We start from the raw sequence: 23877 nt of genomic DNA on the forward strand, positions 1-23877 counted from the left end.
TGAGCGCGGCGATCACCGCGTCGTCATCGTCGCGCGCGAGCTGCGCGAGCACTTCCAGCAAGCGCTCGCGCATTTCCTCCGCGGCCTTGCGTGTGAAAGTGATGGCGAGGATCTCGTGCGGCGCCGCGCCAGCCAGCAACAGGCGCAGCAGGCGCGCCACCAGCAACCAGGTCTTGCCGCTGCCCGCGCAGGCCTCGACCACCACGGAGCCGGCGGGGTCGCAGGCCGCGCGCGTGAACTCGGCCTCGGCAACCGGCTGGCCATCGCGCAGATAAGGGTGGACGCTCATGCGCGGCCCCCGATCCCCGGCGGCAACGCCGTGCTTTCCCAGAAGCCCTTGCGGCACAGGCCGCGGGCGGTGCAGTAGGTGCATGCGCCGGCGTCCCCGAAGGCCGGCAGCGGCGCGTCCTGGCGCAGGCGCATCACGTCGCTGCGCAGTTGTTGTTCGAGCCACGCCACCGCGGCATCGAAGTCAGGCAGGCTCACTTCGCGCTGGGGTGCCGGCGGGCCGTCCTTCGCGCCTTCGAGCGCCACCCAGCTGCCACCGGCGACGTCGGCGCGCAGCAATCCATAAAACGGCAACTGGCAATCCTCTTCCACGTCCCCCACCTTGCGCTTCAAGCGCAGCACGGTCTGGGTCTTGTAATCGAGCACCGCGCGGCTGCCGTCGCGCGCGCGATCGAGCCGGTCGATGCGGCCGTTGACGCGCAGCGGCTGGCCGTCGGGCATGGGCAGGTCGACGGTGGCATCGAGCTCGCCATCGTCCCAGAACCAGCCCTGCGCTTCGCGCTCGGCCTGCCATGCCACGTAGGAGGGCAGCACCTCGCACCAGCGGCGGTAGTAACCGATGGCGTTGCCGTCTTCCTTCATCAGCGCGCCGAACTCGTGATCGGAAATCTCGCGCAGGCGCGCCAGGCGAGCGTCATCGCGGCGCAAGCCGTCCTGCGACGCTTCGCGGTGGTAACGCAGCAGCACGCGGTGCAGCAGCTCGCCGATATCGCGTTTTTCCAGGTCGTCGCTGACGACTTCCAGCCCCGCCAGCCCGAGCATGCGGCCGGCAAAGAACTGGTAGGGACAGCGGCGCAGCATGTTGTACGCCTGCGCGCTCCAGCGCTCGGGCACCAGCTCCGATGCCGCGGGCGCGGGCATGCCGCCCACCTCCGCGAAGGTCTCGTGCAGCACCGGCAGCGCGCTTGCCTCGATCGGCGCGCCCGCGCGCGAGCACAGCGCGCTGAGCCGCTCGATCCAGCCCGACACATGCTTGGGCTCGCCGCGCGCGCCAAGGCGCTGCCAGGTGAGCACCACGTCATCGTTGTTCAGCAAGACCTCGGCCAGGTCGCGCGCCTGCTGGGCGAAGCGCACCTCGCGGTCTTCCAGCGCGAGCTCGCGCCGCATCTGGTTGGAGAAAAACATCAGCTCGGCCGCGCTGGAGGGGAGCTGCGTGTCGTCACAACCCACCACCACGACACCGTCGAAGCGGCGCATGCGCGCGCCGTTGAGCGGCAGGATGGTGATGCGCGCGGCGCCGCTGGCCGAGGGTTCCTTATAGGCAACCGACTCAAGCAAGGCTGACAGCATGGAGCGGAATTCACCGAGATCGAGCGTGGCGCCCGAGCCCGTCTCGTCCTGCGGCAGCTCGGCAAGGCGCGCCAGCGCGTCGAGCAACTGCATGCCGGCATCGTCGGCCGAAAGCGCCTCGCGCATGCCAAGCACATCGAGCGTGGCATCGAGGCGCTCCAGCCAGGTCGAGACCGGGTGCTGCGCATTGCCGCGCGGCCAGGCGCCGGCTTCGGCCGCAAGGTGCTGCACCAGCTCGCAAGCGGCCTGCCGGGCCGCGCGGCGGGCGTCTTGCTCCGCGTCGTCGCCGTTGCTATCGCCGCTGGCCTGGTCAGCCGCGTCAATCCGGAAGCGCTGCTGCAAGCGGCGCCAGCCACCGCTGATGCCGTCGCGCCGGATCTGCCGCTCGAGCGCGGCGATGGCCTCGCCCCGCAGCGGAAAACCGGGCAGGCAGAACGGGCTCTTGAGCAGGTCGAGCAGCGCCGAGGTATCGCCGTCCTGGTTGAGCAGGTCGAACCATCGCATCAGCGCAGCCGCAGCACGCGTGGTCGAGAGCTTCCAGCCGGTTTCGTCGCGCACCGGCGCGCCGGCCCGCGCCAGCAAGGCGCGCGCGCGCCGCGCCACCACGCGGTCGTGCGCCACCAGCGCCACGTGGCGGCGGCCTTCGTTGAGCCACTGCACGAGTTGCTCGGCGGCAGCGCCGGCCTCGTCCTCGAAGCGCGCGCTGCCGATCACGCGCACGCGCGGGCGCTGCGCCGGCAGGCCGCGCGGCGCGCGGCGCGCGGCGGCTTCGTTCGCGCCAGGCAGCCGCGCCTCGGGCCACAGCGCCAGCAAGGTGTCGTACCAGTCGTACTCCCCTTGCCCCTCGCCCATGTCGGCATCGAGACCGCTGCTCTGCGCCTGCGCGGACTGCGCAGTCCAGTCATAGCCGATGCGGATCACCGGCACGAGCTCGGCAGCTTGCCGCAGGAACGCTTCCTCGATCGGCTGGGGCGGCGTTGGCCCGAGCCAGATGACCGGACCGTCCAGGTGCTGGGCCAGCCGGTGCAGCGTGCGGCGGCGCGCCGGCAGCGGATCGTCCGGTCCGGACAGGGCTTGCCAGAAGGCCATGACGATGCGCGCTTCCTCGCCAAGGAAGCGGGAGGACAGATGCGCGTAGGTCCGCTCCAGCGCGCCTTGCAGCAGGGCCGCACGGTCGTCCCCATCGACATCTTCGTCGCGGATGGCGTCGTCGTCGAGCCAGCGCGCGCTCAGTTCGTCGCTGATGGTGAGCAGCGTCTGCGCCAGCCCCCATGCCGCGGCCTCGGTCTGCGCGCCAAATGCGCGCCGCAGCCAGTCCTGCGCGCGGATGGCCTGCTGCACGGCCAGCAGCCGCGCCGCATGGCTGCGCACCGGGATCGGGTCGGGCGGCAGGTCGAGCAGCCAGTGGCCAATGGTGACGACGCGTGGCAGCAGCCGCGGCTTGCCGGCCGCGCGCGCGGCGGCATCCAGCGCCTGGCGCACGCCGGGGATCTGCGCAGCGGTGGGCACCACCACATGCGCGGCGGCTTGCTGCTCCCCGCAATGGTCGAGGAAATACCAGGCCGCGGCGGCGGCCTGCGCAAGGAAGTCGGGGCCGGGACGAAATTGCAGCGAGGTCATGAAGCGAGAGTGACGGCCGGATCGGATGCCATGGCAAGCAAGCGCGCGGCGGTCAGCGCGCGCAGCCGGGCATCGCGCATCGGGATGCGCGAAAAGCGCGGGAATACCCGGAGAGCGTTCAGTGGCTGCCGCCTTCAAGGCGCGTGCGGATTTCGCGCGCGGTCTCCAGCAAGCCTTGGTAGCCGGAGCGCGCGTGCTCGGGCAGGTCGGGGTCGCCTATCAGCGCGCCCAGGGTCTCGATGACGCTGTACAGGAGGCCCTTGGCCGCGCCGCCGGCAATGCTCTCCTGTTCGACCGCGGCATTGATGTGATCCAGCGCGTCGCTCAAGTGTTCCACTTCGGGAGGCTGCTCCGGATCCGGCTTGGAAGGGGTGTCTGGCGTCATGGTCTGTAGCCTTGTCTGTTGCGCGGGAAGGCGCCGGGCGCGAGGCCGGGCGCATGATTCTATTCTACGCGTCCGGTGGCGCCGCGCGACCTTTGCATCGCATGGGATTGCGCTTCTCGCAAGGCAGGCGCACCGGGTGTCCAAACACAAGAAACGTTATCGATAAGTCACACGCCAGGCGCCTGGCGGCGAGCCTCGACGCACCTCCCGATTGATAAAAGCTCTTGCGCCGATTAATACAATCATCCCACCAGGCTTGGCTTCGCGGGCAGAATTGCACTACACGCCGCCGCACCGGCCGGTCTTATCACCGCGTACGGCAGCGCACCGTAAGGTTGGCGGGCAGGTATTGAATTCCCATCAACTGGTAACATATCAGCAGCATCCCGCCTATCTTGGCTGTCCCGTCGCTCGGGCCGGCCTGCACCGGGTGAGGCGCCTGCCTACGGGTATGCGCAAACTCGTGTAATGTAGCGGTTCGGCAAATCCCGCCTTCAAATTAAACTGAGCGAAACCAGAGGTTTTCCGCCATGAGTGAACAAATCAAGTATGTGAGCGACGCCTCCTTTGACGCTGACGTGCTCCAGTCAGACAAGCCCGTCCTGCTCGATTTCTGGGCAGAATGGTGCGGTCCGTGCAAAATGATCGCCCCGATCCTGGACGAAGTGGCCAAGGACTACGGCGACAAGCTGCAGATCGCAAAGATCAACGTCGATGAGAACCAGCAAGTGCCGGCCAAGTTCGGCATCCGCGGCATCCCCACGCTGATCCTGTTCAAGAATGGCGCGGTTGCCGCGCAAAAGGTCGGCGCGCTGTCCAAGTCGCAACTGACCGCGTTCCTCGACGGCAATCTGTAAGACGCTTGCCCGGGGCGCGGCGCCTTCAGGTGCCCCCCCCCCGGTGTAGCCACAATCCGACGTGCGTGCGCCTTCCCTGGCGCACCGTCCGGATTGTGCTAAGATGGCATCAACAACTTCCCCGAGCGTTCGCTCATTTCCTCCCCCTTCCTTTAGGTCCAGCCCGTCCGGGCGCCTCTGTACCCCTCGTCTATGCACCTGACAGAACTCAAATCGCTTCACGTGTCTGCGCTTCTCGAAATGGCCGCGACCCTCGAGATCGACAACGCACAACGGATGCGCAAACAGGAGCTGATGTTTGCGATCCTGAAGAAGCGCGCCAAGCTGGGCGAAATCATCTTTGGTGACGGCACCCTGGAAGTCCTGCCGGACGGCTTCGGCTTCCTGCGCTCGCCCGAGACCTCCTACCTGGCAAGCACGGACGACATCTACATCAGCCCTTCGCAGATCCGCCGCTTCAACCTGCATACCGGCGACACGATCGAGGGCGAAGTACGGACCCCCAAGGACGGCGAGCGCTATTTCGCGCTGGTGAAGGTGGACAAGGTCAACGGTCAAGCGCCTGAAGCGGTGAAGAACCGCATCATGTTCGAAAACCTGACGCCGCTGCACCCGAACCGGCCGCTGACGCTGGAGCGCGAAATCCGCGCCGAGGAAAACATCACCGGCCGGATCATCGACATGATCGCGCCGATCGGCCGTGGCCAGCGCGCCCTGCTGGTGTCCTCGCCCAAGTCCGGCAAGACCGTGATGCTGCAGCACATCGCCCACGCGATTGCGAACAACCATCCGGAAGCGGACCTGTTCGTGCTGCTGATCGACGAGCGCCCGGAAGAAGTGACCGAAATGATGCGCTCGGTGCGCGGTGAAGTGGTGGCGTCGACCTTCGACGAACCCGCCATCCGCCACGTGCAGGTCGCTGAAATGGTGATCGAAAAGGCCAAGCGCCTGGTCGAACTCAAGCGCGACGTGGTGATCCTGCTGGACTCGATCACCCGCCTGGCACGTGCCTACAACACGGTGGTGCCGGCCTCGGGCAAGGTGCTCACCGGTGGTGTGGACGCCAACGCCCTGCAACGCCCCAAGCGCTTCTTCGGCGCTGCGCGTAACCTGGAAGAAGGCGGCTCGCTGACCATCATCGCCACCGCGCTGATCGAAACCGGCAGCCGCATGGACGACGTGATCTACGAAGAGTTCAAGGGCACCGGCAACATGGAAGTGCACCTGGAACGCCGCCTGGCGGAAAAGCGCGTCTATCCGTCGATCAACCTGAACAAGTCCGGCACGCGCCGCGAAGAACTGCTGATCAAGCCGGAAATCCTGCAAAAGGTCTGGGTGCTGCGCAAGTTCATCTCGGACATGGACGAAGTGCAGGCCATGGAGTTCATCCTCGACAAGATGAAGGCGACCAAGAACAACGCCGAGTTTTTCGATATGATGCGCAGAGGCGGCTGATCGTTCGTTATGCCGCGCGCTGCGGTTCGCGCGCTGGCACTGCACTGGAAGGGCGTGCCTCGGCGCGCCCTTTTTGCATTTCCGCCCTGTGCCTTCAGGAGTCCCATGTTCGGCCGACTGAGCCACTTCCTGCGTGCGCGCTCGCGCGTGCGCAAACTCGAGCACTACGCGATCCCCGATGCGCTGTGGACGCACACGGTGGCCATGCTGCCGTTTGTGCAGCGCTATGGCGACGCCGATCTCGCCGCCCTGCGCGAGCTCGCCACGCTGTTCATTGCCGACAAGGAATACTCGACCGCGCATGACCTGCCGCTCACCGACGACATGGTTGCCAGCGTGGCGCTGCAGGCCTGCGTGCCCATCCTCAGGCTGGGCATCGAGTGGTATCGCGGCTGGCGCGGCATCGTGCTCTATCCCGGTGAATTCGTCATCCGCCGTACCGTCGAGGACGAGATCGGCCTGGTGCATGGGGTGGTGGAGGAAGCCAGCGGCGAAGCCTGGGAACATGGGCCGGTCATCCTCTCCTGGCCCGATGTGCAGACGCCCGGCGCCGGACTGAATGCGCGCCACGCCCACCACCCCGACGACACCTACAACGTGGTCATCCACGAGTTCGCCCACAAGCTCGACATGCTCGACGGCGAACCGGACGGCGTGCCGCCCTTCTCGCGCGTGCTCCATCCGGGCATCGACCGCGAGCAATGGGCCGAGACCTTCCTCACCGAATACGACCGCTTCGCCGACGCATGCGAGCAGCAGTCCGACCATGCCTGGGACCATCCGGAACGGCTTCCGCCGGCGCTGCGGGTGATCGACCCGTATGGCTGCGAGGCGCCGAGCGAGTTCTTCGCGGTGGCCTCGGAGACCTTCTTTGTCGAGCCGGCTGGCCTGCGCCGGCACTGGCCGGTCCTCTATGATTCGCTCGCGGCGTTCTACCGTCAGGACCCGGCCTCGATGTGATCGAAGATCAATATTTCGGCACCCTCGCCCGCCCTGCGCATCGCGCACTCAAAACTTGCCCAGCATTTTGTTTTTCTGCGATAATCCCGGATTGTCCGTTATCGGCAAGTGGTTCGTTCGCCGCAACGCTGCCAGCGCAATCGGTGCAATCAGCGCATCCAGCTTTTGGCGCTCTTGGCGCTTTTAGTCATGGCAGCGGCAGCAGCACGGCAAACAACGGACTGGCTACCCAACCTGAAAGGAAACACCATGAAAGAAGGCATTCACCCGAATTATCGCGAAGTCGTATTCCTCGACGTGTCGAACGACTTCAGCTTTGTGACCCGCTCGACCATCCAGACGCGCGACACGATCACCCGCGACGGCAAGGAATACCCCCTGGCCAAGATCGAAGTTTCGTCGGAATCGCACCCGTTCTACACCGGCACCCAGAAGATCATGGACACGGCCGGCCGCGTCGAGAAGTTCCGCCAGAAGTTCGGCAGCAAGCTGAACAAGCTCACCGCGAAGTAATTCGCCGCGAGCCCGCTCGCTGCATGGCCTCGGACAAGATGCTCCGGCGCCGCGCACCCAAGCAAAGAGGCAGCATCGGCTGCCTCTTTGCTTTTGCAGCCTCCGCTGGATCGGCACCAACCGGCGCCGCCGGACGCAGCTAACCGGAAGCGCCCGCCCCGGCCGCCCCCAAGCCCCACCAATCAATGAGCGCAGCCAAGACTTCCCGTGTCCACCTGACCGCAGCCGCCACCGGCACGCTTCCGCGCGCGCTGCTGCTGGCCATCTGCATCATCTACGGCCTGGCTGGCTTGTTCGGCCGCGATCCGTGGAAAAACGAGGATGCGGCCGGCTTCGGCGTGATGTGGCAACTTGCCACCGGAGGCACCCAGGACTGGCTGATGCCCAATATCGTGGGCCGCCCTTACGGCGAAGACGGCCCGCTGGTGTTCTGGGTTGGCGCCCTGATGATCCGGCTGTTTGGCGGCTGGCTCGGCGCGCCGGACGCGTCGCGCATCGCCACGGCACTCTTTTACTTTGGCACCTGCGCGCTGATCTGGTACGCCACCTACCTGCTCGGCCGGCGCGCCGAGGTGCAGCCTTTCGCCTATGTCTTCGGCGGCCAGCCCAACGCGCGCGACTACGGCCGCACGCTGGCCGACGGCGCCCTGCTGATTTTCCTGGCCTGCGTGGGCCTGGCCATGCGCGGCCACGAAACCACGCCGCAGGTGGGCCAGGTCTGCTTTGTCGCCATGAGCCTGTATGGCATGGTGCGCAGCCTGGACAAGCCGCTCCAGGGTGGCACCTGGCTGGGCGTCGGGCTGGGTGCGCTGACCCTGTCCAGCGGGCCGGTCATCCCGCTAGTGTTGCTGGTGTCGGTCATCATCTGCGGCCTGGCCTGCAAGCCCCTGCCCTTGCCGCGCGTCTTGCTCGCGAGCGTACCGCTGGCGCTGGCGCTGGTGGCGGCCTGGATGGCCGCCGCCTACTTGGGCGCGACCGACCACAACGACGCCGTGACCTTTATCCGCGAGTGGTCGCGCTACGATCGCCGCACCTACGGCGCACCGAACGCCACCGCGCTCAACTTCATCGCACGCAACCTGCTGCTGTTTACCTGGCCGGTGTGGCCGATTGCCTGCTGGGCCTGGCTGAGCTGGTCGGGCATGCGCCGCGCGCCGCATGTGGCGCTGCCCCTGGCGATGCTGCTGCCTCCGCTGCTGCTGCTGTTCCTGCTGCGCTCGCCGGGCGACGTGCAGTTCATCCTGCTGCTGCCGCCGATGGCCGTGCTTGCCGCGTTCGGGTTGCCCACGCTCACGCGCGCCGCCATCAACGCGATCGACTGGTTCGCCCTGCTGTTCTTCACCATCTTCGGTGGCTTTGTCTGGTTCATGTGGATCGCCAGGACGACGGGCCAGCCCCCGCGCATCGCCGCCAATATCTACCGCCTGCTACCGGGCTTCCAGCAAGACTTCACCGTCAGCGCGATCATCTATGCGCTGCTGGTGACGGCAGCCTGGATCCTGATCGTGCGCTGGCGCCTGTCGCGCGCGCCCAAGCAGATCTGGCGCCCCGTGGTGATCTCGGCCGCGGGCACCACGTTGATGTGGGTACTGGCAATGACGCTGTGGATGCCATCGATCAACTACGGCAAGACCTATCGCGATGTGGCCCAGGCCGCCTCGATGGCGCTGCCCACGGCTTATAACTGCGTCCAGCCGATTCGCATGGGCGACGCGCAGCTGGCCTCGTTTGCCTATTTCGGCCACATCCGCTTTGGCGGCCCGAACGACGGCTGCGACATCCTGCTGCGCCACGATCCCGTCGACTACGGCGAGCCCACCAGCATCTCGCATTTCGAATGGCGCCTGATCTGGGAAGGCCGACGCCCTTCCGACCGCGACGAGCGCTTCCGCATGTATCGCCTGGTCGATATGTCCCGGGTTGCGCCGCCCCGGCCCAGCCTGCCTGGGCGCCGGCTGCCGAGCCACCCCTGAGGTGACTGCGCCGCGCCTGCCCGCATGAACATGTTCCACGATATCCGCCGCATTTCCGTGCTGGCCGCGCCGGTCCTGGTCGGCCAGCTTGCGGTGATTGCCTTTGGCGTGATCGATACCATCATGGCCGGGCGGGCCTCGGCCATCGACCTGGCCGCCGTGGGGCTGGGCGGATCGATCTACGTCACGGTCTACATCAGCTTGATGGGCGTGCTGCAGGCGCTCGCCCCGATCGCCGGCCAGCTCCATGGCGCCGGGCGGGGGGCGGAAATCGGCAGCGAGGTCAGGCAGGCCGCGTGGCTGGGACTGGCGCTGGCGATCCCCGGCATGTTGCTGCTCTTGTTCCCCGGCCCGCTGCTGGAGTTTGCCCAGGCACCGCCGGAGCTGGTCGAGAAGGCCACGCACTACCTGCATATCCAGGCATTCGGCTTGCCGGCCGCACTTGGCTTTCGCATCTACTCCGCGCTCAATAACGCCTTGTCGCGCCCGGTCATGGTGACCGTGCTGCAGCTCGTCGGGCTGGTGGTGAAGGTTCCGCTCAATGCCTGGTTTATCGACGGCGGATTCGGCCTGGCGCCGATGGGCGGGCCGGGCTGCGCGCTGGCCTCGGCGCTGATCAGCTGGATCTGGTGCATCTCTGGCGTCCTGATCCTGCGGCGCAACGCGGCCTACCGCCCCCTGCAGATCTTTTCCAGCTGGGCATGGCCGCAGGCGCGGCCGATCCGCGCGCTGCTGCGCCTGGGCGTGCCGATGGGGCTGACCTACCTGATCGAGATCACCTCGTTCACGCTGATGTCGATCTTCATCACGCGCATGGGCACCGTGGTGCTGGCTGGCCACCAGATCATCGCCAACCTCGGCGCGGTGGCCTACATGCTGCCGCTGTCGCTGGCGATCGCCACTTCCACGCTGGTCGCGCAGTCCATCGGCGCGCGCGACCAGGACAGCGCACGCCGCATTGCCCGGCGCGGCATCTGCCTGGCAGCAACGCTGGCGATCATGGTGGGCGGCCTGCTGTGGATCCTGCGGGAACCGCTGCTGCATGCCTACGCCAAGGATCCGGCAGTGGTACGCGCCGCCCTTCCTCTCATGTTGTTCATTGCCTTCTACCAGGCTTTCGACGCGGTACAGGTCATGACGGCGTTCATCCTGCGCGCCTACAAGATCGCACTGGTGCCTACCTTGATCTACGCGGTGTCCCTCTGGGGCGTCGGCCTGGGGGGCGGCTACGTGCTGGGCTTTGGCCTGATCGGCTCCCTGCCCGCCTTCACACGGGGTGCCGCGGGGTTCTGGCTGGCTAACAGCATCAGCCTGGCCATCGCCGGCTCGCTGCTGGTGCGCTACTTCGTCACCGTCAGCCGGCGCCGCGCACGCTGAACAAGCCTGGAACGCGCGGAGGATGGATTATCTCCACTGCGGCTAGGGCATATAGTCGAGCCATGGCCGACCGCCGCCGGCGACGACGCGATAATGCCTGCCTGGCTAGCAGGCGCGGCCGGACATAATGCGCCGCGCCACCACCGTGCGCGCGCCGAATCAAATAGCGGGGATTATCGGAAACTGCCTGAGCGAATGCCGGACAGCGAAAGAAAAAACCCGCATGGCATAACCATGCGGGTTTAGTTTTGGCGGAGTGGACGGGACTCGAACCCGCGACCCCCGGCGTGACAGGCCGGTATTCTAACCAACTGAACTACCACTCCATACTCTTACCTGCCATCGACAACGATGCTTTCGACGACAAACCGAACGTTTGGTTACGTTCGTTATTTGGCGTCCCCAAGGGGATTCGAACCCCTGTACTCACCGTGAAAGGGTGATGTCCTAGGCCTCTAGACGATGGGGACAGAAACTTGTCTTTCGACTTATTCCGTCTGGCACTGCGAAGACCTGAATAATCAGATTTTCACCGCACCTGGGAAGCCTCGATTTACTGCATTCGAAACTTCCGGCATTTTGGTGGAGCTAAGCGGGATCGAACCGCTGACCTCTTGCATGCCATGCAAGCGCTCTCCCAGCTGAGCTATAGCCCCATGGTACTCCGTTGCTGCCTACTGCTTTTTACTACCACTGCGTTTCGCGTTTGTTTCTTCGTTTCAGCGAAGACAAGATTATATAAACAACCTTGCTTTTTTGCAACCCCTTTTTTTAACTTTTTTCTGCGATCCGCATTACTGCGGGATTACTTCTTATCGCTTCCATCCGTTATGCCCGCTTGGTTTTTGTCCGCGCTGCAGGGAGAACGAGATTATGCTGAATTCCTGGCGGGAGCGCAAGCCCCCGCCAGAACTTTCTGCAAATTATTTCAGGCAAGCCCCGCCTGGATGCGGCGCAGCACCGTATCGCGCCCAAACAGCTCCAGCACGGCATCGATGGCAGGCGTCTGCAACTGCCCCGCCACAAGCAGGCGGACCGGCATGGCCAGCTTGGGCATCTTCAGGCCGAACTCGGCCAGCACCGCCTTGAAGGCCGCGCTGATCTCGTCGCGCCTCCACTCGGTGAGCGCCGCCAGCCGCGTGGCCAGGGCCTGCAGCGCCGGCAGGATGTCAGCGTTGAGGTGTTCCGCCTTGAGCGCCGGATCCGGCTGCGACTCGCCACGGTAGAACAGCAGTGCGGCCTGCGCCACGTCCTTCAGGGTATTCGCACGGTCCTTCACCAGCCCGATGACGCCTTCCAGGCTTGCACCTTCCACCTTGCCACCCAGCGCCTCGATGAACGGCTGGGTCAGCCCGGCCAGGCGTGCGTTGTCGCCAACCTTGATGTAGTGGTTGTTCAGCCAGGCCAGCTTTTCCGGGTTGTACTGCGCCGGCGACTTGCCCAGGTGCTCCAGGTCGAACCACTCCACGAACTGCTCGCGCGAGAAGATTTCCGCATCGCCGTGCGCCCAGCCCAGGCGGGCCAGGTAGTTGAGGACGGCCTCGGGCAGATAGCCTTCGTCGCGGTAGCCCGTCACGGGCATGGCGCCATGGCGCTTGCTCATCTTCTCGCCCTGCTCGTTGAGCACGGTCGGCAAGTGGGCGTACACGGGAGCAACGCCGCCCAGCGCACGGATGATGTTGATCTGGCGCGGGGTGTTGTTGACGTGGTCGTCGCCGCGGATCACGTGGGTGATGCGCATATCGAGATCGTCGATCACCACGCAGAAGTTGTAGGTCGGCGTGCCGTCAGGGCGGGCGATCACCAGGTCGTCCAGCTCGTCGTTGGAGATCTCGATCCGGCCCTTGACCGCGTCGTCCCAGACCACACTGCCGCCAATCGGGTTCTTGAAGCGGATTACCGGCTGCACGCCGGCCGGCGGGGCCGGCAGGACCTTGCCCGGCTCGGGGCGCCAGAAGCCGTTGTAGCGCGGCTTCTCGCCCCGCTCGCGCTGCGCGTCGCGCAGGGCGTCGAGCTCTTCGGTGCTCATGTAGCAGGGATAGGCCAGCTCGCTGTCCAGCATCTGCTTGACCACCTCGCGATAGCGGTCCATGCGCTCCATCTGGTAGAACGGGCCTTCATCGATATCGAGATCGAGCCAGGCCATGCCTTCCAGGATCACGTCCACCGATTCCTGCGAAGAGCGTTCGACGTCCGTGTCCTCGATGCGCAGGATGAAATCGCCCTTCATGCGGCGCGCAAAGGCCCAGGGGTAGAGCGCGGAGCGAATATTGCCGAGGTGAATGAAGCCGGTCGGGCTCGGCGCGAAGCGGGTGCGGACGCGTTGTTGTGTCATATAGGAATGAAACAAAAAAGCCCGCGCACGAATGCGCGCAGGCCGGGGTGTGGCGGGTAGGGACAGGGTCATTGCTGACCCGTCCCCCCCTAAGAACCGTACTTGCGAGTTTCCCCGCATACGGCTCAAGCCTTTCGAAATCCCCTCACATTGAGGGGGCCGGTTTCTTAACGGTTAGACCGTGGTTATGTACTTGGATGTGACAGTCTGGATGCAACAGTACCCGATTTCCTAGAGCGTCCGAGCCACCGTGTACACGATACTCAATATGATGGTCATGCCACCCCGTCTCTTTGGTCATCCTGCACTGGCACAACGCACACAAGCCGTGCTGTGAAATGTACAACTTGATCCATTGCTTTCGGTGCGACATGCTATTCAACATGCGCTTCTGCTGCAAGGTCTCGCCATACCTCTCCTGCGCCGGATCAAAGGGGTGGTAATCCCCTCGGACTTTCTGGTGGCGCCGGATGGGTGTTCGCGGTAGCGAGTACAACTCCACCCTATCCTGACTGCCGTCGTCTCTCACTACTGTGGTTCCAAACACCCAACTTCGATCACCCCTGGATGCAAAGTACTTCTTACGAATCCAGGTGGGCGTCTTGTTGGCGTGCCTCCGTTTCGCCCACCGCCATAGAGCACGAAATATGTCGTGTTCCAGACGGTTGAACGTGGCTTTTGCCACCACCGGGCTGTGATACTGCGCCCAGCCCCTCAGCAACGGGTTCAGCAGTAGGATGAGCTTCTCCTGCTGCACCGCTTTGTTAGCACTGATGACAGCCTTCACCTTGCGATAGAACGTTTGCACGTTTTTCTTGCTTGGCTTGATGAGTAGCTTTCCCAGGTACTTCCGGAAATTCCACCCCAGAAAGTCAAAGCCGTGTGCGATGTTGACGATTCGCGTTTTCTCCGTCGAAAGCGTCAGTCCCCGTACTGCAAGGAACTGCTCTACCCACGGTTTCACTTCATTCGCCAGCATCTCTTGCGAGGAACCGGTGATCACGAAGTCATCTGCGTATCGGACTACATTCACCTTCAGCTTCCGAGACTGGGCTACCCCGAGCGTTGCCGTCACATGGCTCAACAGTTGCTCTTCCAGTCCATTCAGCGCTACGTTTGCCAATGTCGGGGAGATGATGCCTCCCTGCGGCGTTCCAGCCTCGGTTGCCTGAAACTGGCCCTGAAATACCACGCCAGCCTTCAGCCACTTCCTCAGGATCGCTTTGTCCATTCGGACATTGCTCTCCAGCCAGTCATGACTGATATGGTCGAAACAGCCTTTGATATCCGCTTCCAGCACCCATTGGGCTGAGACCTTCTGTGACAAGGCCACGTATAGCTGGGACATGGCATCCAACGTGGAACGATTGAGCCGGAACCCATACGAGTTCGGATCGCTCGTCCCTTCGGACACTGGTTCCAACGCCAGCAGGTACAAGGCCTGCATGGCTCGATCCAACATGGTCGGAATGCCTAGTGGGCGCTCCTTCCCGTTGGCCTTAGGGATAAAGACCCGCCTCAATGGCATAGGTCGGTACCCTCGGCGCTTCAACCGCCCAATGGCTTCCCACCGGGCTTCAGGCGAATCCCACAGTTCGCGATCGACGCCTGCCGTTCGCTTACCTCGGTTTGCCGCCACTCGTCGTACCGCCGATGCTTTGGCGGACCACGAGCGGGTCAGAGACCTTTGCAGAGCTTTCACCCTGCGCCAGTCCCCTTCCTTTGTTGCCTTCGCAATTCTGACCTGCATCTCCCGAACGTTCCGCTCTACTCTGCGCCAATTGATGGCCGCCCAGCTACGCGATGCGTCGGAAAGCGCAGAATCATCCTTGCAGATGATTACTTCCATGCTGCTCTCCTATCTTGAGGGCTACCCCAACATCAAGAGAGACAACTTGCCCCCTAAGGGGCACGTTGGCCCCCTAGGGGAAAATTTCACATTCAAGCGAGATCTGTCAGTTCGTCTTGCGACGAAAGACCAGTTGGAAGTCTGCCCGCTTTCGCGTGGAGTGATGTTGCAACCCCTATCCGAACCATTACAGCCCGGCATTCGCTTTTTCCAACCTCCCATACCCGCACAACCGACAGCGTCCCTTACGGTTCGCCTGCCGAAGTCAACTGCGTCTCGGCGGCCATACGGGCTTACTGCGTTCCCTGCACGTTACAAGACCGGGTTAGGGCCTGCCTATTCGCCGGTGGTCCAATGACGACGTATCCCAAGATCCTAGCGGGATAACCGACCACATACCTTTTGGTTGATGCCTAACAGCAGCTTTGGCACCGCAATGCTTACGACGTTTATCAGCAGTTCACTTAAGTTACCCATGCCAGTCAGCCTAGCTCCTCAACCCCAGTGCTGCTTGGAGTCTCTACAGTTCTACCTCACGGACGAACCGCACCCTTGCGGGGGCTACATTGTCAGGAAAGCTTCACACCCCACCGTCACCAGTGACGCATGTCTCCCTAGGCTACTGCTAATCGCATAGCAGGTTCTCTATCGGGGGCAGCCTCGCGGCTGGCTCCGACCGAACCATAACGCGCAGAGCTTATCGCCCTGATCTTCTTACCCACTCTTGCGGGTCAAAACGTCGCGCACACCTTCGCCTTATGGGCGAAGACATCCGCCCCTGGCGTAGTATGACGATCGTCAGCTCATACTCAGGCACTACGCCTGAGGAACTACCATTGCAGAGACGACTCAGGGTAAACCCCAGTCGTTACGTTTAAGTTGCGGCGGAGGCCGCTGCGAGTTCAAGGCTCTCGCATCGCACAGGATCGCCGCATTATAGCAAGCAGGGCGTGGCAGCCCGCCCCGCCCTGGCTCGGAATGCCCAGCCGCGCGGAATCATTTATGCTCTGCCCGGTCTGAATGCTGTCGCGCGGGACGCGTGGCCAGCGCGGACAGCATATTCCTGCCGTCACGCGCGCTGGTTGTGACGACTGCGCCATTTCTCTTCCCTCGGTTATCCATGCAACGACGCAACTTCCTTGGCGCCGGCGCGGCAGCGCTGCTGGCTGCCTGTTCCTTTGGCCCCAAGCCGGGCACCCTCACCGCCACGCCGGAAACACCGGCCGTGCCGCCCGCGGTGCCGCCTCGTCCCATCAAGATCGGCCTCGCGCTTGGCGGGGGCGCCGCGCGCGGGTTCGCCCATATCGGCGTGATCAAGGCACTCGAGGCCCAGGGCATCCACCCGGACCTCGTCACCGGCACCAGCGCGGGTGCGGTGGTCGCGACGCTCTACGCTTCAGGCATGAGCGGCTTCCAGCTCAACAAGCTGGCGCTGACGATGGACGAAGCCGCCATCGCCGACTGGGCCCTGCCCTTCGGCACCCGTTTCGGCGGCTGGCTCAAGGGCGAGGCGCTGCAGAACTACGTCAACAAGCTGGTCGCCAATCGCCCCATCGAGTCCATGAAGCTGCCGCTGGGCATTGTCGCCACCGATCTCAAGACCGGCCAGGGGATCCTGTTCCGGCGCGGCAACACGGGCCAGGCGGTGCGCGCATCGAGCAGCGTGCCGGGGGTGTTCCAGCCAGTCTCGATCCAGGGACATGATTATGTGGACGGCGGACTGGTCGAGCCCGTGCCGGTGGATTCCGCGCGCACCATGGGCGCGGACTTCGTGATCGCCGTGAATATCTCCGCCGAGCCTTCCAGCCAGAAGAGCAACGGCCAGAGCGGTGTATTGCTGCAGACCACCGCCATCATGGGGCAGTCGATCAGCAAGATGGCGCTGGCGCGGGCCGACGTGGTGATCCGCCCCGACCTGCCGGACATGGGCGGCAGCGACTTCGCCTCACGCAACCGCGCCATCCTGGCTGGCGAGCAAGCCGCCGCCGCCGTGATGGCGAGCCTGCGCGACAAGCTGGCCCAGGCTCGGCTGCGGCCCGCCGGGACGGTGGCCGCGCAGTAAGGGCGGGCGCACGTGCCGCCGGGCGGCGGCACCCATGAAGAAAATGGAAAAAGGACTGCGTGGCAGTCCTTTTTCTTTGACCTGTGCGGACCGCGTCCGCCTGTCGATCAGCCGCCGTAGAGCGAACGGCCACCAGCGCTGGGGTCGAAGCGCTTCAGGGTCTCGACCATATTGCCAAGGTTGTTGGCGCTGCCGCTGTCCTGCGGCGCATCGTCGATACGGCGCGCGCCGTTGTAGCGCGTCACCCAATACGAGGCGCGCATGTCGTCGACACGGATCTTGCTGCCGGTGGACGGCGCGTGCACGAACTTGTTGTCGCCGATGTAGATGCCAACGTGCGAGAAGGTATGGCGCATGGTGTTGAAGAACACCAGGTCGCCGGGACGCAGGTCGTTGGAAGCCACCGTGGTGCCGACCTGGCTCATTTCAACCGAGCGGCGCGGCAGCACAAAGCCAAAGGTGTCGTTGAACACGTAGCGAACGAAGCCGCTGCAGTCCAGGCCCGATTCGGGGCTGTTGCCACCAAAGCGGTAGCGCACGCCGATCAGCCCGAGGGCGTTCATGACGAGGTCGCCGGCCTTGCTGGCCACATGGCTGGTGGAGCTCATGACCGAAGAGAGCAAGCCGCGCTTGCCTTCCGGATGCGGCTCTGCGCTCAGTTCGGTACGTGCGTCGATGCGGGCGTCGGGATCCTTGAAGACCGTATCAGCCAGCACTCCATTCGATAGAGTGGCACCGCAGGCAATGGCAATTCCTACGGCGCCGCGCGCCAGGGAATGAAGCATTCGCTGCATTGGTTCTCCTGATGAATCGTTCTAGACCAGGCCTGGGAAAACACACCGGGCGGGCTTGAAATCAATGGGATGACTCGCATGCAAAAAGCGGACCAAGTGATGCAAACCACTCGCCACACGCATAAGAGACGCGCGAACCACCCCCGAAATTAGTTCTCGCCGGATGGTATAAGGTTGTCATCCACATGTCAAAGTTCGTTACAAAATTCAGATAAAAGGCTTTGCAATCAAGGCTATACGACGAAAGTCGCAGAAGCTTTCTCAGTTTGATTATGTCAACCGCAGGTCAATCGGGTGACACCCTGAGTTCGGCCGCACCAATTTGTGGCAGCGTCGGGTCGCTCGCACCAATTTCGGCCGCGATCATGAGCTTGCGGGTGTATGCGTGCTGTGGAGCACCCAGGACAGCCTCGGTATCCCCCGCCTCGACCACCTCGCCGGACTTCATCACGATGACCCGGTGCGCCATGGCGCGGATCACCGCCAGGTCGTGGCTGATGAAGAGATAGCTCAGGTTGTACTTGCGCTGCAGCTGCGACAGGAGCGCGAGCACCTGCTGCTGGATGGACACGTCGAGCGCCGATGTGGGTTCGTCGAGCACCAGCACCTGCGGCTTGAGGATCAGCACGCGCGCGATGGCAACGCGCTGGCGCTGGCCGCCGGAGAACTCGTGCGGATACCGCCCCAGGGCAGTGCGGTCCATGCCTACCTCGCGCAGCGCCTCGGTGACGCGCTGGCGCATGGCATCGCGCGACAGGCCCGGCTGGTGCAAGGCCAGGCCCTCCCCCACGATCTGCTCGATGGTCATGCGCGGCGACAGCGAGCCGAACGGGTCCTGGAACACCACCTGCAAGCGCGATCGCAACGTGCTGCGCTCGCGCCGGGAGACCTCGTCCAGGCTCTTGCCCAGGAACTGGATATCCCCGGCGCCGCGGCGCTGCAGGTTCAGCACGGCATGGGCCAGCGTGGTCTTGCCGGAGCCCGACTCGCCCACGATGCCGATGGTCTCACCCTCGCGCAGCGCAAAATTCACGTCCTTGACCGCGGCAAACTGGTCACGGCCAAACCACCCGGCCAGGCCGCGGCGCTTGCGCGCATAGTTCACGCACAAGCCGCGCGCCTCCAGCAACACCGGCGCGAGCGGCACCAGCGGCAGCACCTCGCGGCGCGGCCGGCTGTCGATCAGCTTACGGGTGTACGGGTGCTGGGGCGCGGCGAAGACCGTGGCGGTCTCGCCCACCTCGACCAGCACGCCCTTCTCCATCACCCCCACCCGCTGGGCGAAGGCCCGCACCAGGTTGAGGTCGTGCGTGATCAGCATGACGGCCATGCCGAACTCCGCCTGCAGGTCGCGCAGCAGCTCCAGGATCTGGACGCGAATGGTGACGTCCAGCGCCGTGGTGGGCTCGTCGGCAAGCAGCAGCTTGGGCCGGCAGGCGAGCGCCATGGCGATCATGGCGCGCTGGCGCTGGCCGCCCGAAAGCTGGTGGGGAAAGCTGTCGAAACGGTGCGCCGCGTCGCTGATGCCCGTGCGCTCCAGCAGCGCGATGGCGCGCTCGCGCGCCGCACGCCGGTCCAGGCCCTCATGCAGCGCCAGCGTCTCTACGATCTGGTTGCCGATCGTGTAGAGCGGGTTGAGTGCGGTCATCGGCTCCTGGAAGATCATGGCGATGTCGGCGCCGCGGATGCCGCGCATCTCGCGCTCCGACACCTTGAGCAGGTCGCGCCCCTCGAAGCGCACCGAGCCCTGGTAGCGCGCGTCCTCCACCAGGCGCAGCATGGCCAGCGCCGTGACCGTCTTGCCCGAGCCGGACTCGCCCACCAGCGCGAAACGCTCGCCGGCACGCAGGTCGAAGCTGACATCGCGCACCGCCCGGGTGGCATCCTCGCCATGGCCAAAGGTGACCGACAAGCGGTCGATGCACATCAGCGGGCCGCCTGCATCGCCTTTGGCTTGCGCGGGTTGCGTTGGGTCCATCGCGCTGGCTTGTGTAGCCTGCGTGGCCTGCGTGGCTTGTTGCAGTGCGCTCATGACGCCGCCTCGGCCGCGGGCGAACCCTCCGGCGCCTTCGGCTCTACACGGCCGCGCAGCTGGGCCAGGCCCAGGCGCGTATCGAAGGCGTCGCGCAGCGCGTCGCCCATGAACGTCAGCAGCAATAGCGTCACCACCAGCACGGCAAAGGTCGACAAGGAAATCCACCAGGCATCGAGGTTGGCCTTGCCCTGCGCCAGCAGCTCGCCCAGGCTCGGCGTGGTAGGCGGCACGCCCAGGCCGAGGAAGTCGAGGCTGGTCAGGGCCAGGATGGCAGCGCTCATGCGGAATGGCAGGAAGGTGATGACCGGCGTCAGGCTGTTGGGCAGGATATGGCGCCACATGATCTGTACATTGGACAGTCCCAGCGCCCGCGCCGCCTTGACGTAGTCAAGCGAGCGGTTGCGATAGAACTCGGCGCGAACATAGTCGGACAGACCCATCCAGCCGAACAGCGAAAGCAGGATGATCAGCAGCGCCAGGCTCGGCGTGAAGATCGAGGCGAAGATGATCAGCAGGTAGAGCTCGGGCATCGAGCTCCAGATCTCGATGGCACGCTGCGAGATCAGGTCGAAGCGCCCGCCGAAGAATCCCATCAGGGCGCCCGTCAAGGTGCCGATCACCACGCCGATCAACGTCAGCGCCAGGCTGAACAGCACCGAGACGCGGAACCCATAGAGCAGCCGCGCCAGCACATCGCGCCCGCGATCGTCGGTGCCCAGCCAGTTCTCCGCCGAAGGCGGCGCCGGGTTGGGCTCCTTGGAGAAATAGTTGATCGAGTCGTATGAGTACCGGTTGGGCGGGAAGATCGCGAAATTGCCGTTGCTGGTGATGCGGTCGCGGATAAACGGATCGAGATAGTCAGCCTTGGTGGGAAAGTCCCCGTCGAACGTGCTCTCGGCGTAGGTCTTGACGATGGGGAAATACCACTCACCCTTGTACTTCACCACCAGCGGCCGGTCGCTGGACAAGGTCTCGGCGACCATGCTCAGCAGGAAAATGGCGACGAACAGGATCAGGCTCCAGTAGCCCAGGCGATTGCGGCGAAAGCGTTGCCAGGCGCGCTGGCGCGGCGACGGGGAATGCGGCAGCCCATTGGGGAGCGTGCGCGAGCTGAATTTCATCGGTGCACCGCCTCGAAGTGGATGCGCGGGTCGACCATCACATAGCAAACGTCGGAGATCAGCCGCGTCACCAGGCCGATCAGGGTGAACAGGTAGAGCGTGCCCAGCACGACAGGATAGTCCCGCCGCAACACGGCCTCGTAGGACAGCAGGCCGAGCCCGTCAAGCGAGAACAAGGTTTCGATCAGCAGCGAGCCGGTGAAGAAAGCACCGATGAAGGCCGCCGGGAAACCGGTCACGAGTGGAATCAGCGCGTTACGGAAAACGTGCTTCCATAGCACGCGCCGCTCCGCCAGCCCCTTGGCGCGAGCGGTCAGGACGTACTGCTTGCGGATCTCTTCCAGGAACGCGTTCTTGGTCAGCATGGTGACCACGGCGAAGCTACCCACCACCGAGGCGGTGATCGGCAGCACCAGGTGCCACAGGTAATCCATCACCTTGCCCATCAGCGTGAGCTGGTCCCAGTTATCCGACGTGAGGCCGCGCAACGGGAACCACTGCACGAAGGTGCCGCCCCCGAACAGCACCAGCAGCAACACGCCCAGCACGAAGCCGGGAATGGCATAGCCCACCAGCACCACCATGCTGGTCACGACATCGAAGCGGCTGCCCGCCCGGATCGCCTTGGAGATCCCGAGCGGCACCGATATCAGGTAGGTCAGGAAGAAGGTCCACAGACCCAGGCTGACCGAGACCGGCATCTTCGACTTCACCAGTTCCCACACGCTGCGGTGCTGGAAATAGCTCTGTCCCAGGTCAAACTGGGCGAAGCGCTTGAGCATCATGAAATAGCGCTCCAGCGGCGGCTTGTCGAAGCCGTACAGGGCCTGGATCTCCTTGATCTTGTCGGGGTCCACGCCGCGCCGGCCGCGATATTCGGCACCGCCGCCACTGGCCTCCCCGCCACCGCCGCCCCGTCCCTTGAGCTCCAGCATCATTTGTTCGACCGGCCCTCCCGGCACGAACTGGATCACCGCGAACGTCAGCGTGATGACGCCGAGCAGGGTCGGTATCATCAGCAGTACGCGCTTGAGCAGATAGGCGAGCATTTTGTTTCCTTGTCGCGCTTATTGAGCGGCCGGCTTGGTGTCGGCGCGCCACCAGTTGCTCAGGATCCAGCCTTCGGCCGTGTAGTAGTACGGCAGGCGCTGCGGATAGATCAGCTCCTTCCGGTAGGCCACCCGATGCGACGCGCTATACCAGTTGGGCACGATGTAGTAGCCGTGCATCAGCACGCGGTCCAGTGCCCGCCCGGCGTTGACCAGTTCTTCGCGAGTATGGGCGTGCAGGACATTGTCCACCAAGCGGTCGATCGCCGGCGATTTCAGGCCAAACAGATTGTCGGATCCGGGCGTGCCGGCCGCCTCGCTGTTGAAGCGGTCGCGCAGCTCGTTGCCGGGGCTCTGCGAATCCGGGAAACGGATCGACACCATGTCGAAGTCGAAGTCTTCAAGCCGCTTCTGGTACAGCGCGAAATCGGTGGTGCGCTGGTTCACCTCGATGCCCAGCTTTTCCAGGTTGCGCACGTAGGTGGTGATGACGCGGCTCATGGCGCCGCCGTCGTCCAGGAACTCGAAGACGAAGGGCTCGCCCTTGGCATTGCGCAGCGCACCATCCTCGTACGTCCAGCCGGCCTGCGCCAGCAGCCGGCGCGCATCGCGCAGGTTGTCCCGCAGCGAACGCGGCGGATTGGTGGCGGGCTGCGAGACGATGGGACCGAACACCTCGGGCGCGAGCTGCGCGCGCATCGGCTCCAGCAGTTCCAGCTCGCCGGGGCCGGGCCGGCCGTCGAACGTGGCACTGGCGGCCAGCTCGCTGTTGGAAAACCAGCTATCGAGGCGGCGATACGCGCCATAGAACAGCTGGCGGTTGAGCCACTCGAAATCCAGCGCCAGGATCAGGGCTTGCCGCACCCGCACGTCCTGGAACATCGGCTTGCGCATGTTCATGACGAAGCCCTGCATGCCGGCTCCGTTGCGGTGCGGAAAATCGGTCTTGAGCAGTTCGCCGTTGGAAAAGCGCTTGCCCTCATAGCTCTTGGCCCAGCTCTTGGCCTTGTACTCGACGATGGCATCGAACTCGCCCGCCTTGAAGGCTTCGAGCTTGGCGGTCTCGTCCTTGTACAGGCGATAGACCACCCGGTCGAAGTTGAAGGTACCGCGCCGCACCGCCAGGTCCTTGCCCCAATACGACGGGTCGCGCTTGAAGGTGATGCCGCGCCCGGCATCGTAGCGCTCGATCAGGTAGGGCCCGCTGGTCACCGGATCCTCGAAGGTCAGCTTGTCGAACGATACCGTGGCGGTCCATTTCTTCGAGAACACCGGCAAGGAGCCGACAATCAGCGGCAGCTCGATATTGCGCTGCTTGAAATCGAACCGCACCGTGCGCGGGTCCACCACCGTGACGGCCTTCACATCCGTGCACATGCTGCGGTAGCCGGGGCTGGATGCCTTGCTCATCAGCATGTCGTAGGAGTACTTGACGTCGCTGGCCAGCACCGGATCGCCGTTGCTGAAGCGCGCCTGCGCCCGGATGCGGAAGGTAACGGACAGTTCGTCCGGCGCCACGGTCACGTCTTCCGCCAGCAAGCCATAGGCGCTGGCGGTTTCATCGCTGCTGGCAATCAGCAGCGACTCGAACATCAGCGCATTCACGCCCGGGGCGGAGGTACCCTTGAGCGTGAACGGATTGAACTTGTCGAAGCTGGTGCGGCGGTCCGGGTTCGCGAGCGTCAGCGTGCCGCCGCGCGGCGCGTCCGGGTTGGCGTAATCGAAATGGGTGAAGTCGGCGGGATACTTGAGGCCGCCATATTGTGCGAAGCCATGGGCGGCTCCGGCTGACAAGGGAAAACCCGCGGTACACAGGGCTACTAATCCACAGCCCAGCGCCGCAAATGTGCGGAAGCGCTGCCATGCCGCCTGAAGCGGTCTACGTGCGCGAATATGCATCCGGTCTGGGTCCTC

General features: G+C 64.4%; 17 protein-coding genes and 3 tRNA genes. 7 read left to right on the forward strand and 13 right to left on the reverse strand.

Going from position 1 to position 23877, the window contains the following annotated elements:
- The 3 genes from ACYP5B_RS36110 to ACYP5B_RS36120 all read right to left on the reverse strand — a co-directional run.
- The coding region (locus ACYP5B_RS36110) for a UvrD-helicase domain-containing protein (protein ID WP_459572833.1) at positions 1 to 289 on the reverse strand (289 nt) is incomplete at its 3' end.
- A complete protein-coding gene (locus ACYP5B_RS36115; RefSeq protein WP_459572834.1) occupies positions 286 to 3198 on the reverse strand; it encodes a PD-(D/E)XK nuclease family protein in 2913 nt (970 codons plus the stop codon). The genes ACYP5B_RS36115 and ACYP5B_RS36110, both read right to left, overlap by 4 nt.
- A 118-nt stretch (positions 3199 to 3316) precedes the next feature.
- On the reverse strand, positions 3317 to 3583 hold the full coding sequence (locus ACYP5B_RS36120; RefSeq protein WP_318231114.1) for a hypothetical protein: 267 nt from the start codon (positions 3581 to 3583) through the stop codon (positions 3317 to 3319).
- Between the two features lie 530 nt (positions 3584 to 4113).
- On the opposite strand from ACYP5B_RS36120, the gene trxA reads away from it, so the two are divergent.
- From trxA to ACYP5B_RS36150, 6 genes are all read left to right on the forward strand, one after another.
- Positions 4114 to 4440: a thioredoxin TrxA gene (trxA, locus tag ACYP5B_RS36125; protein WP_010814265.1), complete on the forward strand. Its 327-nt coding sequence runs from the start codon at positions 4114 to 4116 to the stop codon at positions 4438 to 4440.
- A gap of 192 nt (positions 4441 to 4632) precedes the next feature.
- A complete protein-coding gene (gene rho, locus ACYP5B_RS36130; RefSeq protein ID WP_043347534.1) occupies positions 4633 to 5895 on the forward strand; it encodes a transcription termination factor Rho in 1263 nt (420 codons plus the stop codon).
- A gap of 105 nt (positions 5896 to 6000) precedes the next feature.
- Positions 6001 to 6855, forward strand: coding sequence for a M90 family metallopeptidase (locus ACYP5B_RS36135; protein ID WP_459572835.1), 855 nt, complete (start codon positions 6001 to 6003; stop codon positions 6853 to 6855).
- 249 nt (positions 6856 to 7104) lie between these two features.
- The gene (locus ACYP5B_RS36140; protein ID WP_006157720.1) at positions 7105 to 7368 is read left to right on the forward strand and encodes a type B 50S ribosomal protein L31; all 264 of its coding nucleotides are present in this window, start codon (positions 7105 to 7107) and stop codon (positions 7366 to 7368) included.
- A gap of 185 nt (positions 7369 to 7553) precedes the next feature.
- Positions 7554 to 9341, forward strand: a complete 1788-nt coding sequence (locus tag ACYP5B_RS36145) for an ArnT family glycosyltransferase (RefSeq protein WP_459572836.1) — start codon at positions 7554 to 7556, stop codon at positions 9339 to 9341.
- A gap of 24 nt (positions 9342 to 9365) precedes the next feature.
- The gene (locus tag ACYP5B_RS36150) at positions 9366 to 10718 is read left to right on the forward strand and encodes an MATE family efflux transporter (RefSeq protein WP_459572837.1); all 1353 of its coding nucleotides are present in this window, start codon (positions 9366 to 9368) and stop codon (positions 10716 to 10718) included.
- Positions 10719 to 10967: 249 nt separating this feature from the next.
- Here the strand turns inward: ACYP5B_RS36150 and ACYP5B_RS36155 are convergent.
- The 5 genes from ACYP5B_RS36155 to ltrA all read right to left on the reverse strand — a co-directional run bounded on the left by ACYP5B_RS36155 (position 10968) and on the right by ltrA (position 14902).
- Positions 10968 to 11044 (reverse strand) — tRNA-Asp (locus ACYP5B_RS36155).
- A 68-nt stretch (positions 11045 to 11112) separates the two neighbouring features.
- Positions 11113 to 11188, reverse strand: a tRNA-Glu gene (locus ACYP5B_RS36160).
- 110 nt (positions 11189 to 11298) lie between these two features.
- Positions 11299 to 11374, reverse strand: a tRNA-Ala gene (locus ACYP5B_RS36165).
- 272 nt (positions 11375 to 11646) lie between these two features.
- Positions 11647 to 13053: a glutamate--tRNA ligase gene (gene gltX / locus ACYP5B_RS36170; RefSeq protein WP_459572838.1), complete on the reverse strand. Its 1407-nt coding sequence runs from the start codon at positions 13051 to 13053 to the stop codon at positions 11647 to 11649.
- Positions 13054 to 13198: 145 nt separating this feature from the next.
- Positions 13199 to 14902, reverse strand: a complete 1704-nt coding sequence (gene ltrA / locus ACYP5B_RS36175; protein WP_441636888.1) for a group II intron reverse transcriptase/maturase — start codon at positions 14900 to 14902, stop codon at positions 13199 to 13201.
- Between the two features lie 1120 nt (positions 14903 to 16022).
- Here ltrA and ACYP5B_RS36180 point away from each other — a divergent pair.
- On the forward strand, positions 16023 to 16964 hold the full coding sequence (locus tag ACYP5B_RS36180; RefSeq protein ID WP_459572839.1) for a patatin-like phospholipase family protein: 942 nt from the start codon (positions 16023 to 16025) through the stop codon (positions 16962 to 16964).
- 107 nt (positions 16965 to 17071) lie between these two features.
- Here ACYP5B_RS36180 and ACYP5B_RS36185 read toward each other — a convergent pair whose 3' ends face one another.
- The 5 genes from ACYP5B_RS36185 to ACYP5B_RS36205 all read right to left on the reverse strand — a co-directional run bounded on the left by ACYP5B_RS36185 (position 17072) and on the right by ACYP5B_RS36205 (position 23862).
- Positions 17072 to 17758, reverse strand: a complete 687-nt coding sequence (locus ACYP5B_RS36185; RefSeq protein WP_400096480.1) for a C40 family peptidase — start codon at positions 17756 to 17758, stop codon at positions 17072 to 17074.
- A 286-nt stretch (positions 17759 to 18044) separates the two neighbouring features.
- Positions 18045 to 19736 carry an ABC transporter ATP-binding protein gene (locus tag ACYP5B_RS36190; RefSeq protein ID WP_400096487.1) on the reverse strand — a complete coding sequence of 564 codons (1692 nt, stop codon included), beginning with the start codon at positions 19734 to 19736 and terminating at the stop codon, positions 18045 to 18047.
- 50 nt (positions 19737 to 19786) lie between these two features.
- Complete coding sequence (locus ACYP5B_RS36195) at positions 19787 to 20914, reverse strand: ABC transporter permease (protein WP_400096479.1); 1128 nt, start codon at positions 20912 to 20914, stop codon at positions 19787 to 19789.
- Positions 20911 to 21963, reverse strand: coding sequence for a microcin C ABC transporter permease YejB (locus ACYP5B_RS36200; protein WP_150983328.1), 1053 nt, complete (start codon positions 21961 to 21963; stop codon positions 20911 to 20913). The genes ACYP5B_RS36195 and ACYP5B_RS36200 overlap by 4 nt, the downstream gene beginning before the upstream one ends.
- Before the next feature lie 18 nt (positions 21964 to 21981).
- Entirely contained in the window at positions 21982 to 23862 is a 1881-nt protein-coding gene (locus ACYP5B_RS36205) for an extracellular solute-binding protein (protein WP_400096478.1), read from the reverse strand.
- Positions 23863 to 23877: the final 15 nt, after the last annotated feature.

It is taken from the genome of Cupriavidus sp. 8B (assembly GCF_054589115.1).